Source organism: Streptomyces lavendulae subsp. lavendulae (assembly GCF_002803845.1).
Classification (GTDB): Bacteria; Actinomycetota; Actinomycetes; order Streptomycetales; family Streptomycetaceae; genus Streptomyces; species Streptomyces lavendulae.
In genome coordinates this window covers 7,698,942-7,721,237 of sequence record NZ_CP024985.1, presented here as the reverse complement: position 1 = coordinate 7,721,237, position 22,296 = coordinate 7,698,942, and the positions used below count along the sequence as shown (strand labels likewise).

The following is a 22,296-nucleotide window of genomic DNA, read 5'->3' as shown; positions in this document are numbered from 1 at the left end:
GACCACCAACGCCGGTCTCACGACCGAGTACCTCGGCCGCAGGAACATGACAAGAATACACCGGAATTCCGCACCGCCGGACACCCGCCCGGGCGCACCGCCGGCGCGGGGGTTTCGATCGCCGGTCAGCGAGCACGCGTCTGGTGAGGCAATCCCCGATCGAGGAGGCGAGCAGTATGGCGGCCGGAGAAACGGACCAGGACGTCGTCGCGGTGATCCTGAAGGACCACCGCACCATGGAGGACCTGTTCCGCCGCATGCGCAGCGTCGAGGCCGACCGCGCGGGCGCGCTGGAGCGGTTCTCGGCCCTGCTCATCGCCCATGGCGAGGCCGAGGAGGCCGAGGTCTACGGGGCGCTCAAGCGCTTCGAGAACGTCGACGACGAGGAGGTGGAGCACGGCGAGGAGGAGCACGCCGAAGGCAACGAGGCCCTGCTCGCGCTGCTGGAGGTGGACGACGTCGGGTCCGACGCCTGGGACGCGCGGCTGGAGGACCTGGTCAAGGCGGTCTCGCACCACCTGGACGAGGAGGAGCGGACGATCCTCAACGGCGCCAGGGAGAACGTGCCCGACGGGCGCCGGGCCGAACTGGGTGCTGCGTTCCTGCGCGAGCGCGAGAGGCAGCTGGCCTCCGGCTGCGGCGACATCGAGAACGTGCGCCGGCTCGTCGGAAGGGCCTGAGGACGCCCGGTCATCGGGCGGGGCCGGGTGGGTCGTCGTCGGGGTGCAGGCCGAGCATGTCCAGCAGCAGGAGGAGTTCGGCGGGGTCGGTGGCGTGGGCGGCGACCGTGCGGCGGGCCGCCGCGCGGTCGTCCCCGGCACCGCCCGGTGCCAGGAGGGAGGGGTCGTCACAGCCGAAAGGATCCTTCATGCCTCGATGCGACCAGTCCGGACGCCGGAACGCAGCCGGGCCTGCTCCACCCGGCCCCGTGGGCGACGGCCCGCCACCCCGCCCCCGGCCTTGAACCTGACATTGATGTGAGGTCCTACGGTGCCGGCATGAACCTGACGCAGCAGACCCCCACCGCATCCCCGCTCTTCGCCCCCGCCCGGCTCGGCGGCCTGGAGCTCCCCAGCCGCCTCGTGATGGCGCCGCTCACCCGCAACCGCGCCGGGGCCGACGGGGTCCCGGGCGACCTCATGGTCACCCACTACGCGCAGCGCGCCTCGGCCGGCCTGATCATCGCCGAGGGCACGACGCCGAACGCGGTCGGCCAGAGCTACCCGCACATCCCCGGGATCCACACCCCGGCGCAGGTCGCCGGCTGGCGGCGGGTCACCGGCGCCGTGCACGCGGCCGGCGGGCGCATGTTCCTCCAGCTCCAGCACGCCGGCCGGATCGGCCACCCCGACACCAGCGGGCACGTACCGCTCGCCCCGTCCGCGGTGCCGCTCCCGGAGCCCCTGCACACCCCGAGCGGTTTCCAGGACGCCGTCGTGCCCCGCGCGATGACGGAGCGGGACATCAGGGCCACGATCGCGGACTTCGCGACGGCAGCCCGCAACGCCGTCGCGGCAGGCTTCGCCGGGGTGGAGGTGCACTCCGCCAACGGCCACCTGCTCCACCAGTTCCTCTCGCAGAACACCAACCTCCGCACCGACGGGTGGGGCGGCTCCGTGGAGGGGCGGACCCGGTTCACCGTCGAGGTGGTGCGGGCCGTCGCGGAAGCCGTCGGCCGCGAACGGGTCGGCGTCCGCATCTCGCCCGCAGCCGACGTCAACGGTGTGGTGGAGGGCGACACCCACGAGATCTACCCGGCTCTGCTGAAGGCCCTGGCGGACATCGACCCCGTCTACGTGCACCAGGTCCACGCCGACCCGGACGGACCGCTCTTCCCGGAGATCCGCAGGGCCTGGGCGGGCACGCTGATCGCCAACCCCGTGCTCGCGCGCGAGGAGGTCGCCGCCGACGGAGGCCTGCGGCGGGCCGAACGCCTGCTCGCCGAGGGCGCGGACCTGGTCTCACTGGGACGGGGCTTCATCGCCAACCCCGATTTCGCGGAGCGCCTGCGCACGGGCGCCCCGCTCAACGAACTCCGTCCCGAGTTCCTGATGTACGTACACGGGGCGGAGGGCTACAACGACTACCCCGCGCTGGAGCGGGCCGCGGCGCTCCGGTGACGGCGCGGCGGGGCCAGGTCAGGCCTCGGGTTCCGCCGCGGCGATGAACGAGAGGGGCGAACCCGGATCGCGTTCCACTTCGAGGTCGCCCAGGGTGACGATGCCGACGAGACCGCCGTCCCCGTCCACCACCGGAAGCCGCCGCAGGGCGTGCCGCCGCATGACGTCGACGGCCCGGTCGACGTGTTCGTCGGGCCCGATGGTGACCGGCTCGGTACTGCAGATCGCGCCGACCGTCGTATCGGCGGGGTCCCGTTCCTCCGCCAGCGCCCGGACGACGATGTCACGGTCGGTGACGATTCCGCGGAGCCGGCCCCCGTCGACGACCAGGACGTCCCCGATGGCGGCGTCACGCATCACCCGCGCGGCCTCCGCCAGTGAGGTCAGCCGGTCCACGGTCACCGGATTCCGGGTCATCACCTCGTGCACTCGACGGGTCATCGGACCTCCCGCTGCTGGAACCGACCCCCGTGGCGGGCGCCTACCCTCCCGCACTCGGGGTAAGCCCTGGCCCCCGGTCAGGGGAGTTCGGGGACGAAGGGCAGGTAGTCCGTCTCCGGGCCGGAGGGGACCACCACGTAGCTGGCCTCGGGGAGCTCGTTCCACACCCCGTGCAGGTCCCCCAGCGGCTCGGAGACCACGATGCGCGTCTCGTCGGAGATCTCGCGGAGGTAGTCGATCTCCGGGTGGAGGTGGCGGACGGTATCGGCGCGGCTGCTGTAGAAGAGCGTCCGGGACGCGCCCTGGCTGGAGTACCGGAAGGCCCAGACCCGCTCGCCGTCGCTGACCGCCACCGTCATCTGGAGCGGTTCGGGCACGCCGTGTTCCTTGCCGAGCCGTTCCACGAGCCCGGCCATCCTGGCCACCGCGCCCGGGACGTCCTGGTCGAGGCCGTAGGTGACCGCCAGGTAGAACATCACCTCGGAGTCGGTGGATCCCTCGATGAACGGGAAGAGCGCCGGGTCGACCGCCATGCAGAGGTCCCGCTGGAGCCGCTGGAAGTCCGCGATGGCCCCGTTGTGCATCCACAGCCACCGGCCGTGCCGGAACGGGTGGCAGTTGGTCTGCTGGACGGCCGAACCCGTGGAGGCCCGTACGTGGGCGAAGAACAGGGGCGAGCGGACGTGGGCGGCGAGCTCTCGCAGGTTGCGGTTGTTCCAGGCCGGCGCGACGTCCCGGAAGATGGCCGGTGTGCCGTTCCCGGCGCGGTCCGCGCTGTACCAGCCGATGCCGAAGCCGTCCCCGTTGGTCGCCTCGGCGCCCATGCGGGCGTAGAGGCTCTGGTTGATCAGGGAGTGCTCCGGACGGTAGAGCACGGCATCGAGCAGCATGGGCGAACCCGAGTAGGCGAGCCAGCGGCACATGCGCACCATCCCCTTCCGCGGCATGATCCGAGCCTAACCCCGTGACGGCGATCCGCCCTGCGCTACGCCGTCACCGCAGGTGGGCGCGCCGGGACACCCCGTGGTCGCGCCCCCTACGCGGACCGGCCGGGCCCGGCCCCGCGTGCTGGGGCGGGTCCGGCCGGGTCGGGCGCGGGTCGGGCGCTAGTGCTTCTTGCCCCGGATGCTGTCGGCGGCGCCGCGGGCCTGTTCCTCCGTCTTGGACATGGCCTCCTTCGCCTTCCCCTTGGCTTGGTCCGTCTTGCCTTCGCCCTGCATCCGCTCGTTGCCGGTGATCTTCCCGGCGGCTTCCTTGGCCTTGCCCTTGGCCTGGTCCATCTTGCCCTTGTCGGCCATGCGAACTCCTTGACGTGTGGGTGGGTCCAACGCCTGACAAACTATGCGAGAACCGGACATGTCGCATGGCGAGCGCGGCCCGCCCCCCGTACGGGCCGCGCCCCGGGCGCGTAAAGCCGGAGGTCAGCTCCCGTTCGTGTCCCGGCCCCCGCGGCGCCTGCGGCTGCGCCGACCGAGCGCACCCACCACACCGATCAAGGCTCCGGTGAGCGCTCCGGACACGAGGATGCGCAGCAGGTCTTCCATCGGGTTCTCCCCTCTCCGTCAGGTCCACCGGCCCCTCGGTCCGGTGCCTGATCGACTCCGAACGGGGACACTAGCGGCGCACCGGCGGCCTGGCTTGGACGAATTTGACCTCGCCCCTCACAGCGCCAGCGCGCCCTCCGCGACCCGGGCCGCCGCCATCCGGCCGGGGGTGGTCCCGGCCAGCGCGCGGAACTCGCGGTTGAGGTGGGCCTGGTCGTAGAAGCCGCAGGCGGCGCTCACCTCGGTGGGGGTGAGGCCGTCGCGGGTGAGCAGCCCCACGGCCCGGTGGAAGCGCAGCACCCGGGCGGAGGCCTTGGGCGTCAGGCCGACCTGTTCGGTGAACCGGCGCACCAGGTGGCCCTGGCTCCAGCCCACTTCGGCCGCGATCCGGCCGACGGGGAGCGCCCCGCCGGCGCGGGTCAGCATGCGCCAGGCGTGAGCGACCTCGGGCGCGGGGCGCGGCCCGCCGTCGAGCCGGGCCGTCAGTGCGGCGTCCAGCAGGTCGAAGCGGGCTCCCCAGTCCCGGGTGGCCGCCAGGCGCTCCACCAGGAGGGCGGCCCCGGGGCCGAGGACGTCGGACAGTTCGACCACCCGGTTGGTCAGCTCGCCCATCGGCACGGCGAACAGCCGGAAGGCGCCCAGTGGGGTCAGTTCCAGCCGGATCGCCTCCTGGCCGCCGGGGTGGTCGCACACGCGGGGCCCGTCCTCCAGCCCCGCGACGAGCGAGCCGGTCACCGGGCCGGGCGGGCCCGTCTCCCCCAGCCGCCGGATGCGGGTGAACGGCTCGGCCAGGCTGATCACCACGACCGCCCGGCCCGTGGGCACCAGCCTCACCCGGTAGGGGGACGCGGTCGCCTCCCAGTAGCCCGCGTAGCTGTGCAGGTACGGGCGCAACGCGGCGGGCCACGGCCGCGTCACCCGCCGGCGGCCGCCCACCCTGGTGACGTCGACTCCCAGGCCGGTCACGCCCGAACCCGCCCTCGCGACCACCGGCACGCCCCGCTCCTCCCTCGTTGCCTGCGCGTCCCTGCGCTCCGGGCCCGTACGCGCCCCCGCCCGTCAGTCGCCGACGTGGATGCCGGGGCGGCGGTCCGGGTCGGGCTCGTGCCTGCGGATGATCTCCCGGGTGACCGGGGCCGTGTCGCCGCGGCCGAGCAGGAAGTAGCGGAACATGTGCCGCAGCGGGCTCCCCTCCGCCCAGGCGAAGTAGCAGTGCGGCCTGACGCCGGTCGTGTCGCGCAGCGCGAGCAGGATCGCGGCGATGGCGTTCGGCGCGGCCGGGGCCTCGGCGCGCAGGATCCGGTGGCCGTCGACCTCGATGCCGCGCACGGTGAGGGTCTCGCTGAAGTCGGAGGGGTCGACCACGTCGATCTCCAGGAACATGACGTCGGCGGGACCGGGGACCGGGTTGGACCCGCGCTGCTCCCGCTCCTTGCCGGCGTATTCGGCGCCGTCCCCGGTCTCCCGGCGGTTGGCGATGATGTTGACGGCGTTGTCGAACGCGATGGTGTCGGTGACGAACCGGCGGGCGGCCTCGTCGAAGACGATGCTGTCGGCCCGCAGTTCCGTGGTCCGCGAGACGCGGGAGACCAGGGACACGACGATGATGCCCGCGATGAACATGCCCGAGATGGCGAGGCCGTCGGGCTTGTCGACGACGTTGGCCACCAGCGCGTAGAGCAGTACGGCGGTGAGCAGGGTGAAGCCGGCCGTCGCCGCCCGCCCGCGACGGCGCAGGGCGGAGACGGTCACGGCGAAGGCGCCGGAGACCATCATGGCGAGGATCCCGGTGGCGTAGGCGCCGGCCTGGGCGTTCACGTCGGCGTCGAAGGCGACGGTGATGACGACGCAGAGGACCGTGTAGACGATCACGACCGGTCGCACCGCGCGTCCCCATTCGGGGGCCATCCCGTAGTCCGGCAGGTAGCGGGGCACGATGTTGATCAGCCCGGCCATCGCCGACGCTCCGGCGAACCAGAGGATGAGGATGGTGCTGATGTCGTAGACGGTGCCGAAGGCCTCGCCGACGTGCTCGTGGGCCAGCCACGCCAGCGCGCGGCCGTTGGCGCCGCCGCCGGGTTCGAACTCCTTGTGCGGGATGAGGACGGTGGTGACGAAGCTGGCCGCCAGCAGGTAGACGCTCATGATGAGCGCGGCGGTGGTCAGGAGCTTGCGGGTGTTGCGGATCCGCGACCGCAGCCGTTCCTCGGGGTCGGCGCCTTCCGCCCCGACGAGCGGCATCATGCTCACGCCGGTCTCGAAGCCCGAGAGACCGAGGACGAGCAGGGGGAAGGCCAGCAGGGCCGGGCCCACGACGTCGCCGAGGCCGCCTCCGCCCTCGACGAGCGCGTGCGTCCACGCGGACCAGGCGCCGGGGGTGGTGAACACATCGACCGAACCGACGCCGATGACCACCGCGTTGAGCAGCAGGAAGACGGCGACGAGGGGGATCGCCACGCTCACGGCCTCGCTGAAGCCGAGCAGGAAGACCCCGCCCAGCAACAGGAGCAGGGCCACGGTGATGGCGACCTCGTGGCCGTGCAGGGCGTGCGGGAAGAAGGGGTTCTCCACGATGTGCACGGAGGCGTCCGCCGCGGACAGGGTGATCGTGATGATCCAGGAGGTGGCCACGAAGCCGAGGAGGACCAGGACGAACAGCTTGCCGCGCCAGAACGGCAGGAGGTCCTCCAGCATCGCCACCGATCCGGCGCCGTGGGGGCTCTCGCCCGTCACCCGCCGGTACATGGGCAGCATGCCGAGGAGCGTGAGCCCCACGATCAGGAGGGTCGCGAGGGGGGACACGGCGCCCGCCGCGAGCGCGGCGATGGCCGGTACGTAGGCCAGGCTGGAGAAGTAGTCGACGCCCGTGAGGCACATCACCTTCCACCAGGCGTGCGATTCGCCGTGTCCCTCGGCGGACGCCGACCCGACGGGCTGCACCCGGTGGCGGAGCATCCACCGTCCCAGGCCGCCGCCGCCCTGGGGCCGTAGCGCCGGACTGTCCACCACTTCCGGTATGAGCAGTTCGTCTGTGTCCTTCATGTCCCCCAACAACCTTTCCCGCCCGGCGTTCCGGGCCTGCCATCGCTGCGCTCACGGTTCGGCAGCGATCAACGAGTATGAGGGCTTTCGGCGGGACGTCGAGCCATGATCCGGTCAAGGGTGCGCGGCGGGCACCCCGTCGGGTCGCGACCCGACGGCTCACGTAGTCTCGGTGGCTTCCAGGACTCCCCACCCGAACGGCCCGTCACCTGTGAGCACCACCCCCGGCACCGAATACGCGACGGTACGGCCCCGCGGCGGTGGGGGCGGGGCGGGTGTGGCCGACGGTCCGCCCCGCAGGGCCGCCGGGTACCTGGCTCCGCAGGGGGTCGTCGATCTGCGGGGCCGCGGCGGCCGGGACGTGACGCTGTGCTACCCGTCCGACGCGGCGGTCGTCGTCGCCGGACTCCCCGGCAGCGGCAAGAGCACCCTGCTGCGCGCCTGGTCCTCGGCCGCCCCCGTCGTCGATCCCCGTGCCACCCGTACCTCCTACGAGGCGCGGCTGCCCGGCTGGCTCCCGTACGCGGTGTACCGGCCGTTCGCGCGGCTGGGTCACCTGCGCCGTCTGCGGTCGCGGATACGGGGCGGCGGGCCGCTCCTCGTCCACGACTGCGGCAGCAGGCCCTGGATGCGCCGGTGGCTGGCGCGCACGGCCCTGCGGGCCGGGCGTCCCCTGCACATGGTGGTGCTCGACGTCGGCTCCCGGGAGGCGCTGCTCGGCCAGCACGCGCGCCGCCGGGTGACCTCGCGGAGGGTCTTCGGGGTCCACCGGCGGGGCCTGTCGAGGCTGCTGGCCCGCGTCGAGCGCGACGGGCTGTCCGCGGCTCCGGGCATCGGTTCCCTGGTCCTGTTCGACAGCGGGCTGCGGACCCGCGTCACCGAGGTGCGGTTCGGGCACGACGCGGGCTGACGGGGCGTGAGCGGTGGCGGCGCCCTCGCGCCGATCCGGTGTTGGCCGCCCCCTCGCCCATCCTCTACAGTCACCTTCGTCTTCTACACGCGTGTAGACGCTGAGGGTCTTTCCCGCGTGTGCCATGAATCCCCCTCCCCCATGGCACCGGCTCCCCCACCCTTCGGCGCTCCATCCAACCAACCCCAGGGACGGACCAATTGAGCACCATCGGCATCGGACAGGCAGCCGTCCTCGGCATCGTCGAGGGGGTGACCGAGTTCCTGCCGGTCTCCTCCACCGGGCATCTGAAGATCACCGAGGGCCTGATGGGCATTCCGGTGGACGACAAGGCCGTCGTCGCGTTCACGGCCGTCATCCAGGTCGGAGCCATCGCCGCGGTGCTGGTGTACTTCTTCAAGGACATCGTGCGGATCATGAGCGCGTGGGGGCGTGGCCTGGCCAACCGGGAGGAGCGCTACCACCACGACTACAAGTTCGCCTGGTGGGTCATCTTCGCCACGATCCCCATCGTGGTCGTGGGCCTGGCCGCCAAACCGCTCATCGAGAGCACCCTGGCCTCGCTGTGGGTGGTGGCCGGATCCCTGATCGTGGGCAGCGGCCTGATGTGGGCGGCCGACCAGATGGGCCGGCACAAGCGCGGCGAGGACGACACCGGCTTCAAGGACGCGATGCTCGTGGGCTGCTCCCAGATCCTCGCGCTGCTCTTCCCCGGCTTCTCCCGCTCCGGCGCCACCATGTCGACCGGCCTGATCCTCGACCTCGAACGCGTCGCCGCGACCCGCCTCTCCTTCTTCCTCGGCATCCCCGCCCTGACCGGCGCGGGCCTGTACGAGCTCAAGGACGCCGTCGGCGCCGGCGTCGACACGCTCCCGCTGGTCGTCGGGACCGTGGTGTCCTTCGCGGTCGCCTACGCCTCGATCGCCTGGCTGCTCAAGTTCGTCGCCAAGCACTCCTTCAACGCCTTCGTCGTCTACCGGATCGTCATCGGCGTCCTGCTCTTCGGCCTCCTGGGAACCGGCGTCCTGGCCGCCTGACCCCGTCCGGCCCCGTCCGGCCCCGTCCGTCGGGTCTACTCCCCCTGGGCGGTCTCGACGCCCCGGTGCAGCCAGACGGCACCGGACAGGGCGGACGCCCCGGCCGTCGTGCACAGCAGGGCCACGGCCAGCAGCACCGGCGCGACCCACCGGACGGGGGCGTGGCCGAGCAGGGCCTTCACCCGGGCGGGGACGGGCCCGGTGACGGCTCCCGCGGCGAGTACGGATCCCCCGGGGCGCGGGCCGCCACGGGTGGCGGCCAGGGCCGCGCGTCCCACCGCGCGCGCCGTGAGCGTCCGGCTGCCGGTGGCCCGGGCGGCGGACTCGTCCGCGGCCCGTTCGGCCGCGAACTGCACCTGGGGCACGACGGCGGCCAGCGCCGGGTGGCACCATCCGGCGAGCTGCGCGACGGCGAGGAAGAGGTGGTGGCGCGCGGCGAGGTGGGCGCGCTCGTGGGCGAGGAGCGCCTCGCGTTCGTGCGGGTCCAGGGAGCGCAGCATGCCGCTGGTGACCACGATCCGCCCCGGACCCGTCAGGCCCGGCAGGGCGTAGGCGTCGGGGCGGGAGTCCTCCAGCACGCACAACCCTCCGACGTGCGGGAGGTGGGCGACGTCCCCGTGGGCGCCGCGCAGGCGCTTCGCCTCGGACAGCCCGCGCCGCACCACGGTCGCCCCGGTGACCGCGACGAACCCGGCGGACAGCGCCGAGATGCCGAGGGCCACGGGCTCCGGACCGGCCTGGAGCGGCCGGATCAGGTGCAGCAGGGCGGCCAGGGGTGCGATCGCCAGGGCGAGGGGCAGCAGCAGGGCGCCGAGGCAGGCCACGACCGCGACGGCGAGCAGGCCGGCGGCCGCGGTGACCGTCCACAGGGCGGCCTCGGGCCTCACCCGGGCCGCCGCCCGCCGGGCGAGCGGCGGCAGGATCCAGGGCAGGACGAGGGGGACGAGGAGGAGGGCGATCACTGCCCGCCCCCCTCCAGCAGCCGCCTGAGCTCCGCCTCGTCGTCGGAGCTGAGCCCTTCGACGAACCGGGCCAGGACGACGCTGCGGTCGCCGTCCTGATCGAGCTCGCGGTGCATCCGGCGGGCCGTCAGGCCGTGCGCGTCCTCCAGGGGGAAGTACAGGAAGCCGCGCCCGCCGGGACTGCGGTCGATGACGCCCTTCTCGTGCAGCCGGGCGAGCAGCGTCGCCACCGTGGTCCGGGCCAGCGGCTGCGGTATCGCCGCCCTGACCTGCGCCGCCGACTGCGGTTGGCCCGCGGCCCACAGGGCGGCCAGAACGCTTGACTCCAGCTCGCCGGCCGGCCGGCGTTCGCTCGCGCTGTCCACCACGGAACTTTCCTCTCACCAGGTCGTCTACAGCAAGGTAGACCGACTACTGCTCTGTAGACGTCAGGAGTGGCCCACCGCACAGCCGTGGCGGTCCGGAAACCTTTCGCCACCGGCCGCGGGCCCACCCCGGCCCCCATTATCGACGGGACCGCGCCGACAGGCGTCCCCCTCCGATCCCCGTGGGCGGGCGGTCACCGGGCTGCGGGTGCGTACACGTATCCGTTCAGCGGTGAGAGGACCTTCCAGCCGAGCGCTTCGTAGAGCGCCCGGCCCTGGACGGTCGCGCCCAGGACGCCCGTGGTCGCCCCGCTGTCGACCGCCGCGCCGGTGAGCGCGGCCATCACCACCGTCCCGAGGCCGAGGCGCCGGTGAGCCGGTTCGGTGACGATCTGGTCGAAGACGCACGCGGTACCGGCCAGACCGGTCCGGCCGCACGCGGCGGGTTCCCCGCCGGCGCCGAGGACGCGCACGTGGGTGACCCCGTCGGCGGTCTCGACGGTGGTGGTGTACCCGTCCGGCGCGTCCACGCGCGACGGGCGCAGATCGGCGGCCATCAGGAAGCAGGGCTCGGTGGGCTGCCACGCGGAGGAGAACCAGGGCTCCATCTCGCTCTGCGGGAGGAACGCCTTCACGCAGGTGGTGGGCTCGGTGATCGTGCCGATGAGTCCGCGGGCGGTTCCCGCGTCGGTGTCGAGCAGGACGTGGCGGACCGCCTGGGCCGGCTGCCCGATGTCGATCCGCAGCCCCCAACCGGCCTGGGCGCCCGTCGGGCAACGGCCCAGCCCTCGACCCACGACCGTGCGGTCTCCATCATCCAGCCACCCCCGTGACACGCCTGCCGACACGACACTCTACGTGAGGTCCGGTGACTCCCCCGGGACCGGTTCCCTAGGGTGCGGCGGGCTCCGCGAGCAGATCCTCGACGATCTGCAGGCGGGTCTCCGGGAAGCGCTCCGCGATCGCCCCGCTCATCAGGGCCACGCCCTCCGGATCGGGCACCGCGCACCGTTCGCGGCTCTCCGCGTCCGGCCACCGCGCGTAGGCCACCCACGTACCGTCGTCCGCCCGGTGCAGGCGCGAGCCGTAACTGCCGCAGCGCGCGTGGATCGCGTCCGTCACCCGGCGCCAACCCTCCACGAACTGCTGCTCCTTGCCCTCGTGGAGCCGCCACCGGTAGACCACTGCGAACATCGCCGAACCCCCTCGTCCCGTGACGCCTCGTCACGTTCCGGCAGACGATAGGCGATTGCCCGCGCCGCCGGGACCACCGGGAAGACCACCGCCCCGGTGATCATCGACGGGGAGGCGTGGGGGAGAATCGGGAGCGCCGGACAGGCCGGCCGAACGACGAACAGGAGCGGGTCCGTTGAACCAGGACGGGCGTGAACAAGCCGAGGCCTTCCTCCACCCCGGGGAGCGGCTCATCGCCTGGTGCTCCTGCGAACTCGGTCCGGGCGTGCCGACCCCGCCCGAGTCGCTGCTCCCGCCGCCCGAGCCCTCCGAGCTCCAGCGGCGGATCGAGGGAAGGCTGCCCGGGCCCCTGAAGCAGTTGGTCAAGGCACGGGTGCTCGACCCCCGCCGGTCGAGGCCGGCCGCGGCGGCCAACGCGATCGACCGGCTGCCGGACGCGGTGGACGACCTCGGCAACCGGCTGATGCACGGGACGAACATGGAGGGCGACTGGCAGAGCGCCGCCGGACGCTTCGTCATCTCCCGGGCCGGCGCGCGCGGCTCGGTCACGGACGTGCTGGCCGTCACGGACCGGCGCTGGTACGCCCTGAGCGACGTCTCCCAGCTGTGGCAGATGACACCGGTGATGAAGCAGTACTGGGAAACGCCCCGGTCGGCCGTCTCCGCCCTGCGGGCCAGGCCGACGGGCGTGCTCCAGAAGGGGCGCGTGGACATCGAGTTCACGGACGGCTCCTGGGTCGCCGTCGTCGCCTCGACGTCCCGGAACGCGGCGGCCTTCGTCGCGGCCTCCGCCCGCTATCCGGGCTGAGGGGCCGGGGGCGGTGCGGGTGCCGGGGGCGGTGCGGGTGCCGGGGCGGGGGTGAGCCTGAGCGTGAGGACGTAGGAGACCACCACCGCGACGATCACGAGCGGCATCACGGTGATCCCCTCGGTCCCCATCAGGATGGTGGCCAGCAGCACGGAGGTCATCGGCAGTTTCAGCATCGCCACGCACATCGCCCCGACGCCCATCGCGAAGCCGGACGTCACGTCCAGCCCGGGGAGGTGGGCCAGGGCCAGACCGGCCGCCGCGCCCACGAACATCGACGGGAAGACCGGGCCGCCGCGGAAGGCGCCGAGTGCGAGGCCGTAGGCGACGGCCTTGCACACCAGCAGGGCCACCAGGGCCCCCACCGTGTATCCGGCCTGGTCCGCCAGCAGCGGGCCGAGGGCCGTCTGTCCCGAGTAGAGCACCTCGGAGGCCTCCCGGCCCGTCGTCTCGGCGTACACCAGGGCGGCGACGCCCATGAGCGCACCGGCCAGTACGGTCAGCGGCAGCCTCCGGCGCTCGACCCGGGCCTCCAGGAGCAGGGACGACCGGCGGATCGCCGTGCCGAGCAGGGCCGCGACCACTCCGACGGCCAGTGCCCAGCCGAAGCCCGCCAGGTCGGGACGGGCGGCGGGCGGCACCTTGCCGAGGACCAGCGAGAACGTGCCCAGGCCGGTCCACGACCCCAGGCCGGTGAACATCAGTGCGCCGACACCGGCCGCGAGGAGGCCCGGCACCAGGACGATCCCCATCATCGCCCCGCCGATGCCGCTCACCTCCATCAGGAGGAACGCACCGAGCAGGGGTGAGCCGAGCAGCGTGCTGACGGCCGCGAAACTCCCCGCGGCCCCGAGGACGCCGGTGGTTCCGGGGTCGAGGTTCCGCTTCACGGCGCGGACGGCGAGCACCGCCAGGCCGCCGCCGAGCGCGATGAGCGGCGCCTCGGGCCCCAGCACCACGCCCACGCCCAGCGACACGATCGCCGCGAGCGCGATGCCGGGCAGCTCCGCCGCCGTCGGCGGTCCCTTCGTGACCAGGCCCTCGGCCGGCCGGTGGCCGCCCTCCCCCGGCAGGAACCGGATGATCAGGGCCACCAGAACGCCGCCCACGGCCAGGAGCGGGATCGGCCACCACGAGGGCGTCCCGTCGAAGCCCAGCCCCCTCGGCAGGTCGGTGTACGTCAGCGACTGCAGCTCGGAGACGAGCGCGAGGAACCCGAAGGCCACCGCGGAGACCGGGATGCCGAGGAGCGCCGTCATGACCAGCAGCACCAGGTACCCACGGGTGCGGACCAGGGCGAACGCGTCCGGCGGTGTCGCGGTGGGCGGCCCGGCGGGTACGGCCGACATGCGCATCGTCTCCTCAGCTCGCGGATCCACCCGGACACGTCGGGCGACAGGCCTCACGGTGGTCGTATCACGGCACCGGGGCGCGTCGGGCGCGTACGGGCCGCGACGTCCCGGCGCGTCACCGAACGTCATTCCGACGGCGCGCCCGGGCCCCGTGCGCGGCGGGTTCCGGAGGTCCGGCGCGCACCCGGGCGGAGCGGAGCGCAGGGACGGTGGTCCCCGGCTCGCCGGGCGCTTCCGGTAACGCTGACCGATAGTGGATCCAAAAGGACCACCCTGACCCCGGGGATGATCATGGATCGCTATCCGCCCATCGCCGAGCACGGTCTCATAGGTGACCTGCAGACCGCCGCGCTCGTGACCTCGCGCGGCGTCGTCGACTGGTTCGCGGCGCCCCGCTTCGACTCACCCAGCATCTTCGCCGCCCTGCTGGACCAGGACCGCGGCGGATACTTCCGGATCGCGTCGGCGGACCCGGACGCCAGCTGCAAACAGCTGTACTACCCGGACACCGCCATCCTGGTCACCCGTTTCATGTCCCCCGACGGGGTGGGCGAGGTGCTCGACTGGATGCCGCCGCACACCGGCCGGGCCCCGGCGGTCCGGCACACCGTGATCCGGACCGCCCGCACCGTGCGCGGTACCGTCCGCTTCGACATGGAGTGCCGCCCCCGGTTCGACTACGGCCGGGCCGCCCACCGGCTGGAGCTGGACCCGGGGGTCGCCGTCTTCCGGGCCCCGGGAGTCTGCGCGCACCTGCAGAGCACCTTCCCGGTGGAGCGTGACGGCGACGACGTGCGGGGCTCCGTCACACTGGCGGTGGGCGAAGCGGCAGCGGTCGTCCTCACCGTCCGCGGAGCGGACGCGCAGGCCCCGCCGCCGCTCTCCGTCGACGGGATCACCCACCAGCTCTGGGACGCGGCCGACTTCTGGCAGAGCTGGGTCCGGGGCTCCAACTACCGCGGCCGCTGGCCCGACATGGTCAACCGCTCCGCCATCACCCTCAAGCTCCTCACGTACGCGCCCACCGGCGCCCCGGTCGCCGCGGCCACCATGGGCCTGCCCGAGCAGGTCGGCGGCGAACGCAACTGGGACTACCGCTACACCTGGGTCCGCGACGGCTCGCTCTCCGTACGCGCCCTGCTCGACCTCGGGTTCGTCGAGGAGGCCACGGCCTTCACCCACTGGCTCGGCGACCGGCTGCGCGAGTCCACGGGCAAGGACGGCGAACCGCTCCAGATCATGTACCGGGTCGACGGAGAACCGCTGTTGACCGAGGAGATCCTCGGCCACCTGGAGGGGTACCGGGGCTCCGCCCCGGTACGGCTGGGCAACGCCGCCGCCGACCAGTTGCAGCTGGACATCTACGGAGAGGCCCTCTACGCCCTGTCCGAGGGGCGGGAGATCGCCGTCCAGGCCGGCTACCGGGCCTGGAAGGTGCTCTCCCGGACCCTGGACTGGCTGTCCGATTCCTGGGACCGTCCCGACGAGGGCATCTGGGAGACGCGCGGCGGCCGCCAGGACTTCACCTACAGCCGGATCATGTGCTGGTCCGCCTTCGACCGCGGCCTGCGGCTGGCCGCCGAGTTCAGCAGGCCCGCCGACATCGACCGCTGGACGAAGACCCGCGACGCCATCCTGTACCAGGTCATGGAGCGCGGCTGGAGCGAGTCCCACCAGGCCTACGTCCAGCACTACGGCGACGACGCCGTCCTCGACGCCTCCCTGCTCCTCATGCCCCGGGTCGGCTTCGTGGCACCCAGGGACCCGTCCTGGCTCTCCACCCTGGACGCCATGGACCGCACCCTGGTCTCGGACAGCCTCGTCTACCGCTACGACCCGGCCGCTTCCCCGGACGGCCTGCGCGGCTCCGAGGGCACCTTCAGCCTCTGCACCTTCCTGTACGTGGACGCGCTCGCCCGCGCCGGCCGTCTGCGGCCCGCCCGGTACACGTTCGAGAAGATGCACACCTACGCCAACCACGTCGGCCTCTTCGCCGAGGAGGTGGGCCCCAGCGGCGAGCAACTGGGCAACTTCCCGCAGGCGTTCACCCACCTGTCGCTCATCATGGCGGCGAGCACCCTCGACGAGGCGCTGGACCGGCAGCGCGGCTGAGACCGCGGCGGGGACCACGGCAGGGCCTACGTGGCCTACCTCCCGGGCCTCGGCGTGGGCGCGGCCGCGGGTGTCAGGAGGATGGCGGTGTCACCGTCGCCCGGGGTCGGCGGCCCGGCCTCCGTGGCGGCGGCGAGCCGTCCGTCCTGCCGTACCAGGAACAGCGTGTCGTGTCCGGCCGGAACGCCTTCGCCGGCCGGCACGACGACGATGCGGGCGCCGTCCGCGTACCGGTGGGCCAGTTCCGGCCGGTTCAGGCCGGGTCCGAACAGCGCCTCGCTGCCCGTGTAGGGGGCGACGACTCCGTGGCCGCGGGTGGGCGGTGCCAGGCGGTGGACGGGCCCCTCCACGGTCTCCTTGAGGGTCATGAACGCGAGGGCGTTGAAATCGTCCTCGTCGGTGAGCAGCAGGACGTCCGTGATGCCTTCCAGTTCGGCTCCGGCGCCGGTGGCGGCGGCCAGGAGTTCACCCGGGGCCAGGTCGAGGCCGGCCTCGGCGATGCGGCGCCTCTGGACGTCGAGGCCCGCCCACATGAGCACGTCCAGGCCCGCGGAGCGCAGCGCGCGCCCCAGCTCGATCACCCAGGGGTCGCCGCCGACCAGGAGCGGCCGGGAGCGCGCCGAGCGGCGGACGCCGAGCCGGCGGGCCGCCGGGACCGCCGTCAGGCCGTACACCATGACGGTGGCGACGATCACCACGAAGGTCGCGGGCAGGATCTTCTGTGCGCCGCCGATCCCGGCCCCGACGAGGGCGACGGAGAAGGTGGAGGCGGTGGCCGCGGCGACGATGCCGCGGGGGGCCATCCAGCCGATGAACCAGCGCTCGCGGTAGGGGACGTCGGTGCGGGCGGTGGAGAGCAGCGCCACCAGCGGCCGCACGACGAGGACGAGGGCGGCCACCAGGCCCAGGGCGGGCAGCACCACGTGGCGCAGGGACTGCGGGGTGACGGTGGCCGAGATGGAGATGAACAGCAGGCCGATGATCAGTGAGACCAGGGTCTCGAAGAAGGACCGGCGGGCGGGCATGTCCAGGCCGGGCAGGTTGGCGAGCGCGATCCCCATGACCACGGCGGCGATCAGGCCGGTGTCGTCGCGGAAGGCGTCGCAGGCCGCCGCCACCGAGACCACCGCGGCGAGCTGCACCGTCGTGGCGAGCACCTCGTCGAGGGTGAGGCGGCGCAGGAGGAGCCAGAGCAGGGCCGTTCCGAGGGCGCCGCCCGCGAGCCCGATCGCTGCGCTGCCGCAGAACATGGCGACCTTGTCGGCGAGGCTCTGCTGTCCGCTGGCCAGGACGCCGTGGAAGACCAGCGCTCCGAGGATGCCGCCGAGCGGGTCGATCAGGGAGCCCTCCCAGACGAGGACGCGTTGCAGGCGCTCCGTCGGGCGGACGAAGCCCAGCAGCGGCCCGACGACGGTCGGGCCGCTGACCACGAGGATCGCGCCCAGCATCACGGCGGCGCTCAGCGACATGCCGATGACGGGGACGGCGAGCAGGGCCGCGGACACCCAGGTGACCAGGGCGCCGAGCCAGACCAGCCGGACCACGACCGTACGGGTGTGGCCCTTGAGGTGGCGGAGGTCGAGTCCCAGGCCGGCGTCGTAGAGGATGACCGCGACGGCGAGGGAGACGAGCGGGGAGAACGCGGGGCCGAGCAGCTTCTGCGGGTTGACGACTTCGGTCAGCGTGCCCGCGACGAATCCGGCCGGCAACAGCAGGAGGATCGCCGGGACGCGCAGCAGGCTCGCGACCACCTGGCACCCCACGGCGAGGGCCACGACCAGCCCGATGCCGAGCAGGATCTGACTCGTTGTCATGACGGTCCTTCCGTGGGGGCGTTCCTGCCCGAAGGGTCCGCGGATGTCCCCACCGGCCCGAACGCGGCGGTCCGTGCGCTGCGGGATCACGTCGTGCGGGCCATTGTGACGTGCCGCGACGGCCGGAACCCCGCGGCGGCGATGTGAGCGAGGAGCGTGTCGGTCACGTCGCCGCGCCTTCGCCCCGGTCTACGGTGGGACCCGCGATCCCGGCCCCCTGCGTCGGGTGACCGCGGTGGCCCGGAGCGATCCGCCCCGCCGCCCCGCACCCTCGCAGCAGTCTGCCCTGACCGGACATACCCCCTCGGATGCGAACCGTATGAGCGACCCGCACGAGCCGGAGCCCACACCGCCACCACCGGCGTACCCCGAGACCCGCTGGCCGATGGCCGGGGCCGTCATCGCCGCCGCGGTGCTGACCCTGCTCCTCCCCGACGACCTGCGGCTGGGACCCCGATGGGCGCTCCCCGCGGCCGAGGGGCTGCTCCTGGTGGCGCTGGTCTCGGGCGACCCCCTCCGGATCAGCCGCCGCTCGGCCGTCCTGCGCGGGGTGTCGGTCGCCCTGGTCGTCGTGCTGGCGTGCAGCACCCTGTGGTCGACGGTCCGGCTGATCGACGACCTCATCCACGGGGGGAACGAGACCGGGTCCGCGTCCGCCCTCCTCCTGGCCGGCAGCAGCGTCTGGGCCTCCACCGTCCTCACGTTCTCCCTGCTGTACTTCGAACTCGACAGCGGCGGACCGGCCGCCCGGGCGCACCGCATGCCCCGGACTCCGGCGCTCGCCTTCCCCCAGCAGATCACCCCCGAACTGGTCGGGGCGCAGTGGCGCCCCCGCTACATCGACTACCTCTACCTCGGGTTCACCAATTCGACCGCGTTCAGCCCCACCGACGTCATGCCGCTCGCCCCCTGGGCCAAGAGCGTCATGACCGTCCAGTCCGTCATCTCCCTGGCCATCCTGGGTCTCGTCATCGCCCGGGCGGTCAACGTCCTCGTCTGACGAACGGCCGGACCACCGCCCCGGGCGCCGTCCGCGGGCGGGCGGTCAGCCGCCACCGGCCGTCTCACCCGGCTCGGGGCCGCTGGCCCGCAGGTCGGCATCGGTGAGTTCCTCCAGCTCGCCGTGGGTGTCCAGCCAGTACAGGAGGAAGACGGCCGGGCCGACGAGCGCCACGGCCACCAGCGTCACGAACACCAGCCACGTCAGGGTGGAGGGGGCGCCCGCCGCGTCGGCGACGGTCAGCGAGGTGGGGATGAGGTAGGGGCGCTGGGCCAGGCCCCAGGCGATGACCGCCCCCGCGACGACCCCCACCGCCGTGAGGCGGACCGGCATGCCCGGCGTACGCGTCAGCAGCCACGCGGTGGCGCAGGTGGCCGCCACGGCCACGAGGGTGAAGACGAGCCCCGCGCCGTGGGTGAGGCCGTGCCACACGTACGGGGCGTCCGTGTGGGTGACGAACAGCGTGATCACGGCCAGGACGGCGACCGCGACCAGTGCCGCCAGCGCACGCGCCCGGAAGTAGCCCACCAGATCGGGCACGTCGAAGCGGCGCGCGTCACCGGCGAGGAACACCGCGCCGAGGAAGGCCGTGGCGGCGACGGCCAGCAGCCCGAACAGGAGGGAGGTGGGGTTGACCCAGACGTGCGCCGAGGCGGTCGTGCCGGGCGCCGCCCGCCCGGAGGCGATCCCGCCGGCGGCCGCACCGAGGAAGAAGGGCGTGACGAGGGAGGACAGAGCGAACAGGATCCCGAGCTGCCGCCGCCGGGCGAGCCGCCGCGCGGCCTTGCGGAAGGCGAAGGAGGCGCCGCGCAGGACCATGCCGACGGCGGCCAGGGCGAGCGGGAGCCACATCGCCGAGAACACGGTCTGGAAGAACGTCGGGAAACCCGTCCACATGATGACGAGGACGAAGATCAGCCAGACGTTGTTCACCTCCCACACCGGGGCCATGGCGTGGCCGATGAGCCACCGCGGCCGCTCGCCGCGCTCGGTCCCTCCGGCGGCCAGGTCCCAGAAGCCGGCCCCGTAGTCCGTACCGCCCGCGCACGCGTACGCCGCCACCGCGAGCAGCAGGACGACGGCGATGAGCCCGGCGGTCACGACCGGCCGCCCTCGGACGGGCCGGCTCCGCCGTCGGCCGGCGGCGCGCCGCCCGCCGGGACGGGGGGACGGGGCCCGTACGGGGTGTCCGTCTCCGGCGCCCCCGCCGCGCCGCCGGCCGCCTGCTGCGCGTCCGCGAGCCTCCATCCGGTGCGCATCTTCAGGAGGACGGCGAGGAAGGAGCCGAAGACGAACACGTACACCACGACCACCAGGCCGAACATGATCCACAGACTGGTGGAGCGGGTCGCGGTCACCGCCTCGGCGACCCGCATGTTCTGGTACACGATCCAGGGTTGGCGACCCACCTCGGTGGCGACCCAGCCGCATTCCACGGCCAGGACCGACGCGACGCCCGCGCAGGCGGCGCCGCGGTAGAACCACGGGGAGCCCGGCAGGCGGCGGTGCCTGAACCAGACCAGCGCGTACCAGAGGGCGAGCAGCACCAGCACGGATCCGATCACGACCATGAGGTCGAAGGCCCAGTGGGCGATGGTCGCCTGGGTGGCCGTGGGCCGGTCGCTCTCGGGGACGGAGCTCAGTCCGATCACCTTGGTGTCCGGGCTGAAGCCGGCCAGGATGGAGTCGAGCTGGGGGATCTTGATGCCGCCGGAGACCGACCCGTCCGGGTGCAGACGGCCGAACATGTACTCGGGCACGTGGGTACCGGTCTCCCAGACGATCTCCAGCGCGGCGAACTTCACCGGCTGCTTGTGGAACACCGACCGGGCGATGGAGTCCCCCAGCATGAACTGGACCGGAGTGGCCACGGCCGCGAGGGTGAAGGGGACGGCGAAGCCGAGCCGGTGGTAGTGGTCCCGGCGGCCGCGCAGCCAGCCGACGGCGTAGACGCCCGCCACCACGTACCCGGCGGTCAGCAGCATGCCCACGACGAAGTGCCAGTACTGCGGCCCGAACATCGGGGTGAAGATGGCCTTCCAGATGTTCACGTCGACCGGGTTGCCCTCGGGGTCGAGGGAGAAGCCCTGCGGCGTGTTCATCCAGGAGTTGGCGGCCAGGATGCCGAACGCCCCCATCAGCGCGACGGCGGGGAGCGGGAGGCCGAGCAGGAAGTGCGTACGGGGCTTCAGCCGGCGCCAGCCGTAGAGGTAGATGGCGATGAGCACCGCTTCGAGGAAGAACGCCCACGCCTCGACCCCGAACCCGATGCCGAACACGTCGCCCCACCTGCCCATCAGGCCGGGCCAGAGCAGGCCGAACTCGAAGGAGAGGACGGTGCCGGTGACGATGCCGACGGCGAACTGCACCGCCATGACGGCCGACCAGCGCCGGGCCAGCAGGAGGGCGGTGGGGTCGTCGTGGCGCAGGCCGCGGTAGTGCATCACGAGGGTGATGAGCGGCAGGGCCACGCCCATGGGCACGAGGATGATGTGGGAGGCGAGGGTGAAGGCCATCAGCTCCCTGGCGGGGAGCAGCTGGGCGGGGGCGTCGGCGAGCAGGTGGACCGTGGTGTGCATGCGTGCCTTCGCTGCTAGTGCCGTGACCGGCGCACGGGCGAGGGAGGTCAGCCGCCGGTGGCGAATCCGGGGAACAGGGTCATTCCGCCGTCGACGTAGAGGGTGGCCCCGACCACGTAGTCCATGAGGTCGGAGCAGAGGCCGACGACGGCGTGCGCGATGTCGTCGGGTTCGCCGATCCGGTTGTACGGGATCAGCTTCAGCAGGTCCTCGCGCGCCTGCGGGGTGTCCCAGGCGTCGCGGTTGATGGGCGTCTTGATGGCCCCGGGGGCGACCGCGTTCACCCGGATCCGGTGCGGTGCGAGCTCCTGGGCCAGGGTCTCCATCATCATCTGCACGCCGCCCTTGGAGGAGGCGTAGTTGACGTGTCCGGCCCAGGGGATGATCTGGTGCACCGAACTCATGCAGATGATCTTCCCGGCCGCGCAGGACACCTCGGGGACCACACCGCGCCGCATGAACTCCTTCGTCGCCTCGCGGGCGCACAGGAACTGGCCGGTGAGGTTGACGTCCAGCACCTTCTGCCACTGGGCGAGGGTCATCTCGGTGAACGGGGCGTCCCGTTGCAGGCCGGCGTTGGCGACCATGATGTCGATCGTGCCGAACTCCTTGACCATCCGGTCCACCATGGCGACGACCTGGTCCTCCTGGGACACGTCCGCCTCGTAGGCCGCCGCGCGCACACCGTAGGAGGCGATCTCGCGGACGACCTCCTCCGCGGAGTCGCGGTCGGCCACGTAGTTCACGACCACGTCGGCACCGGCCTTGCCGAGCCCGATGGCCGTCGCCTTGCCGATGCCCGAGTTGGCGCCGGTGACCAGCGCCTTCTGGCCCTTGAGCAGATGGGGCGGAATCACACCCTGCGGTGCGCCCACGGTGGAATCCACGTCGTGCTGCCTCCTCGATGCGCGGCCCCGGGCCGACCGGACCGACCGGACCGACGGCCCACACAAGCACCGGCCGAGGCGGCGGGCCCGCCGGGCGGGCCCCCGTTGGGCCGTTCGGCCGAGGATCTT

22 protein-coding genes are annotated in these 22,296 nt (G+C 73.0%); 7 read left to right on the top strand and 15 right to left on the bottom strand.

What is annotated here, in order from left to right; genetic code table 11:
* Positions 1 to 176 precede the first annotated feature (176 nt).
* On the top strand, positions 177 to 680 hold the full coding sequence (locus SLAV_RS34595) for a hemerythrin domain-containing protein (protein WP_030229979.1): 504 nt from the start codon (positions 177 to 179) through the stop codon (positions 678 to 680).
* Positions 681 to 690: 10 nt separating this feature from the next.
* On the opposite strand, the gene SLAV_RS34590 is transcribed toward SLAV_RS34595, so the two are convergent.
* Positions 691 to 870, bottom strand: a complete 180-nt coding sequence (locus SLAV_RS34590) for a hypothetical protein (RefSeq protein ID WP_030229978.1) — start codon at positions 868 to 870, stop codon at positions 691 to 693.
* A 128-nt stretch (positions 871 to 998) separates the two neighbouring features.
* Between SLAV_RS34590 and SLAV_RS34585 the strand changes: the two genes are divergently transcribed.
* Positions 999 to 2,120 (top strand): alkene reductase, encoded by a 1,122-nt coding sequence (locus tag SLAV_RS34585; protein ID WP_051840918.1) that lies wholly within the window; start codon positions 999 to 1,001, stop codon positions 2,118 to 2,120.
* An 18-nt stretch (positions 2,121 to 2,138) separates the two neighbouring features.
* On the opposite strand, the gene SLAV_RS34580 is transcribed toward SLAV_RS34585, so the two are convergent.
* The 5 genes from SLAV_RS34580 to SLAV_RS34560 all read right to left on the bottom strand — a co-directional run bounded on the left by SLAV_RS34580 (position 2,139) and on the right by SLAV_RS34560 (position 7,147).
* The gene (locus SLAV_RS34580; protein WP_030229976.1) at positions 2,139 to 2,561 is read right to left on the bottom strand and encodes a CBS domain-containing protein; all 423 of its coding nucleotides are present in this window, start codon (positions 2,559 to 2,561) and stop codon (positions 2,139 to 2,141) included.
* A 77-nt stretch (positions 2,562 to 2,638) separates the two neighbouring features.
* Complete coding sequence (locus SLAV_RS34575) at positions 2,639 to 3,484, bottom strand: class II glutamine amidotransferase (RefSeq protein WP_030229975.1); 846 nt, start codon at positions 3,482 to 3,484, stop codon at positions 2,639 to 2,641.
* Positions 3,485 to 3,667: 183 nt separating this feature from the next.
* Entirely contained in the window at positions 3,668 to 3,859 is a 192-nt protein-coding gene (locus SLAV_RS34570) for a CsbD family protein (protein ID WP_030229974.1), read from the bottom strand.
* A 363-nt stretch (positions 3,860 to 4,222) separates the two neighbouring features.
* Positions 4,223 to 5,101, bottom strand: a complete 879-nt coding sequence (locus tag SLAV_RS34565; protein ID WP_234333598.1) for a helix-turn-helix domain-containing protein — start codon at positions 5,099 to 5,101, stop codon at positions 4,223 to 4,225.
* A gap of 63 nt (positions 5,102 to 5,164) precedes the next feature.
* Positions 5,165 to 7,147 carry an APC family permease gene (locus tag SLAV_RS34560; protein WP_030229972.1) on the bottom strand — a complete coding sequence of 661 codons (1,983 nt, stop codon included), beginning with the start codon at positions 7,145 to 7,147 and terminating at the stop codon, positions 5,165 to 5,167.
* Between the two features lie 211 nt (positions 7,148 to 7,358).
* On the opposite strand from SLAV_RS34560, the gene SLAV_RS34555 reads away from it, so the two are divergent.
* Together SLAV_RS34555 and SLAV_RS34550 are read left to right on the top strand one after the other, a co-directional pair.
* On the top strand, positions 7,359 to 8,057 hold the full coding sequence (locus tag SLAV_RS34555) for an AAA family ATPase (RefSeq protein WP_078950329.1): 699 nt from the start codon (positions 7,359 to 7,361) through the stop codon (positions 8,055 to 8,057).
* A gap of 200 nt (positions 8,058 to 8,257) precedes the next feature.
* Positions 8,258 to 9,094 (top strand): undecaprenyl-diphosphate phosphatase, encoded by an 837-nt coding sequence (locus SLAV_RS34550; protein ID WP_030229970.1) that lies wholly within the window; start codon positions 8,258 to 8,260, stop codon positions 9,092 to 9,094.
* A 35-nt stretch (positions 9,095 to 9,129) separates the two neighbouring features.
* On the opposite strand, the gene SLAV_RS34545 is transcribed toward SLAV_RS34550, so the two are convergent.
* The 4 genes from SLAV_RS34545 to SLAV_RS34530 all read right to left on the bottom strand — a co-directional run bounded on the left by SLAV_RS34545 (position 9,130) and on the right by SLAV_RS34530 (position 11,615).
* A complete protein-coding gene (locus SLAV_RS34545) occupies positions 9,130 to 10,056 on the bottom strand; it encodes a M56 family metallopeptidase (protein WP_030229969.1) in 927 nt (308 codons plus the stop codon).
* On the bottom strand, positions 10,053 to 10,424 hold the full coding sequence (locus SLAV_RS34540) for a BlaI/MecI/CopY family transcriptional regulator (RefSeq protein ID WP_030229968.1): 372 nt from the start codon (positions 10,422 to 10,424) through the stop codon (positions 10,053 to 10,055). The genes SLAV_RS34545 and SLAV_RS34540 overlap by 4 nt, the downstream gene beginning before the upstream one ends.
* 191 nt (positions 10,425 to 10,615) lie before the next feature.
* The gene (locus SLAV_RS34535; RefSeq protein ID WP_051840916.1) at positions 10,616 to 11,218 is read right to left on the bottom strand and encodes a GNAT family N-acetyltransferase; all 603 of its coding nucleotides are present in this window, start codon (positions 11,216 to 11,218) and stop codon (positions 10,616 to 10,618) included.
* Positions 11,219 to 11,312: 94 nt separating this feature from the next.
* Positions 11,313 to 11,615, bottom strand: coding sequence for an antibiotic biosynthesis monooxygenase family protein (locus tag SLAV_RS34530; protein WP_030229967.1), 303 nt, complete (start codon positions 11,613 to 11,615; stop codon positions 11,313 to 11,315).
* Between the two features lie 175 nt (positions 11,616 to 11,790).
* Here SLAV_RS34530 and SLAV_RS34525 point away from each other — a divergent pair, with 175 nt between their 5' ends.
* Positions 11,791 to 12,423: a hypothetical protein gene (locus SLAV_RS34525; protein ID WP_030229966.1), complete on the top strand. Its 633-nt coding sequence runs from the start codon at positions 11,791 to 11,793 to the stop codon at positions 12,421 to 12,423.
* On the opposite strand, the gene SLAV_RS34520 is transcribed toward SLAV_RS34525, so the two are convergent.
* On the bottom strand, positions 12,411 to 13,772 hold the full coding sequence (locus tag SLAV_RS34520; RefSeq protein WP_030229965.1) for a chloride channel protein: 1,362 nt from the start codon (positions 13,770 to 13,772) through the stop codon (positions 12,411 to 12,413). The two genes, SLAV_RS34525 and SLAV_RS34520, sit on opposite strands and share 13 nt — an antisense overlap.
* Positions 13,773 to 14,066: 294 nt before the next feature.
* Between SLAV_RS34520 and SLAV_RS34515 the strand changes: the two genes are divergently transcribed.
* Complete coding sequence (locus tag SLAV_RS34515; RefSeq protein ID WP_030229964.1) at positions 14,067 to 15,887, top strand: glycoside hydrolase family 15 protein; 1,821 nt, start codon at positions 14,067 to 14,069, stop codon at positions 15,885 to 15,887.
* Between the two features lie 35 nt (positions 15,888 to 15,922).
* On the opposite strand, the gene SLAV_RS34510 is transcribed toward SLAV_RS34515, so the two are convergent.
* Positions 15,923 to 17,701, bottom strand: coding sequence for a cation:proton antiporter (locus tag SLAV_RS34510; RefSeq protein ID WP_030229963.1), 1,779 nt, complete (start codon positions 17,699 to 17,701; stop codon positions 15,923 to 15,925).
* A gap of 319 nt (positions 17,702 to 18,020) precedes the next feature.
* Here SLAV_RS34510 and SLAV_RS34505 point away from each other — a divergent pair, with 319 nt between their 5' ends.
* Entirely contained in the window at positions 18,021 to 18,701 is a 681-nt protein-coding gene (locus SLAV_RS34505; protein ID WP_063760298.1) for a DUF1345 domain-containing protein, read from the top strand.
* A 45-nt stretch (positions 18,702 to 18,746) separates the two neighbouring features.
* Here the strand turns inward: SLAV_RS34505 and SLAV_RS34500 are convergent, their stop codons facing one another.
* The 3 genes from SLAV_RS34500 to SLAV_RS34490 are packed head-to-tail and all read right to left on the bottom strand — an operon-like array spanning position 18,747 to position 22,167.
* Entirely contained in the window at positions 18,747 to 19,802 is a 1,056-nt protein-coding gene (locus SLAV_RS34500) for a cytochrome d ubiquinol oxidase subunit II (RefSeq protein WP_037687327.1), read from the bottom strand.
* A complete protein-coding gene (locus SLAV_RS34495; RefSeq protein ID WP_030229960.1) occupies positions 19,799 to 21,280 on the bottom strand; it encodes a cytochrome ubiquinol oxidase subunit I in 1,482 nt (493 codons plus the stop codon). The genes SLAV_RS34500 and SLAV_RS34495 overlap by 4 nt, the downstream gene beginning before the upstream one ends.
* A gap of 47 nt (positions 21,281 to 21,327) precedes the next feature.
* Positions 21,328 to 22,167, bottom strand: coding sequence for an SDR family oxidoreductase (locus SLAV_RS34490; protein WP_037687324.1), 840 nt, complete (start codon positions 22,165 to 22,167; stop codon positions 21,328 to 21,330).
* Positions 22,168 to 22,296: the final 129 nt, after the last annotated feature.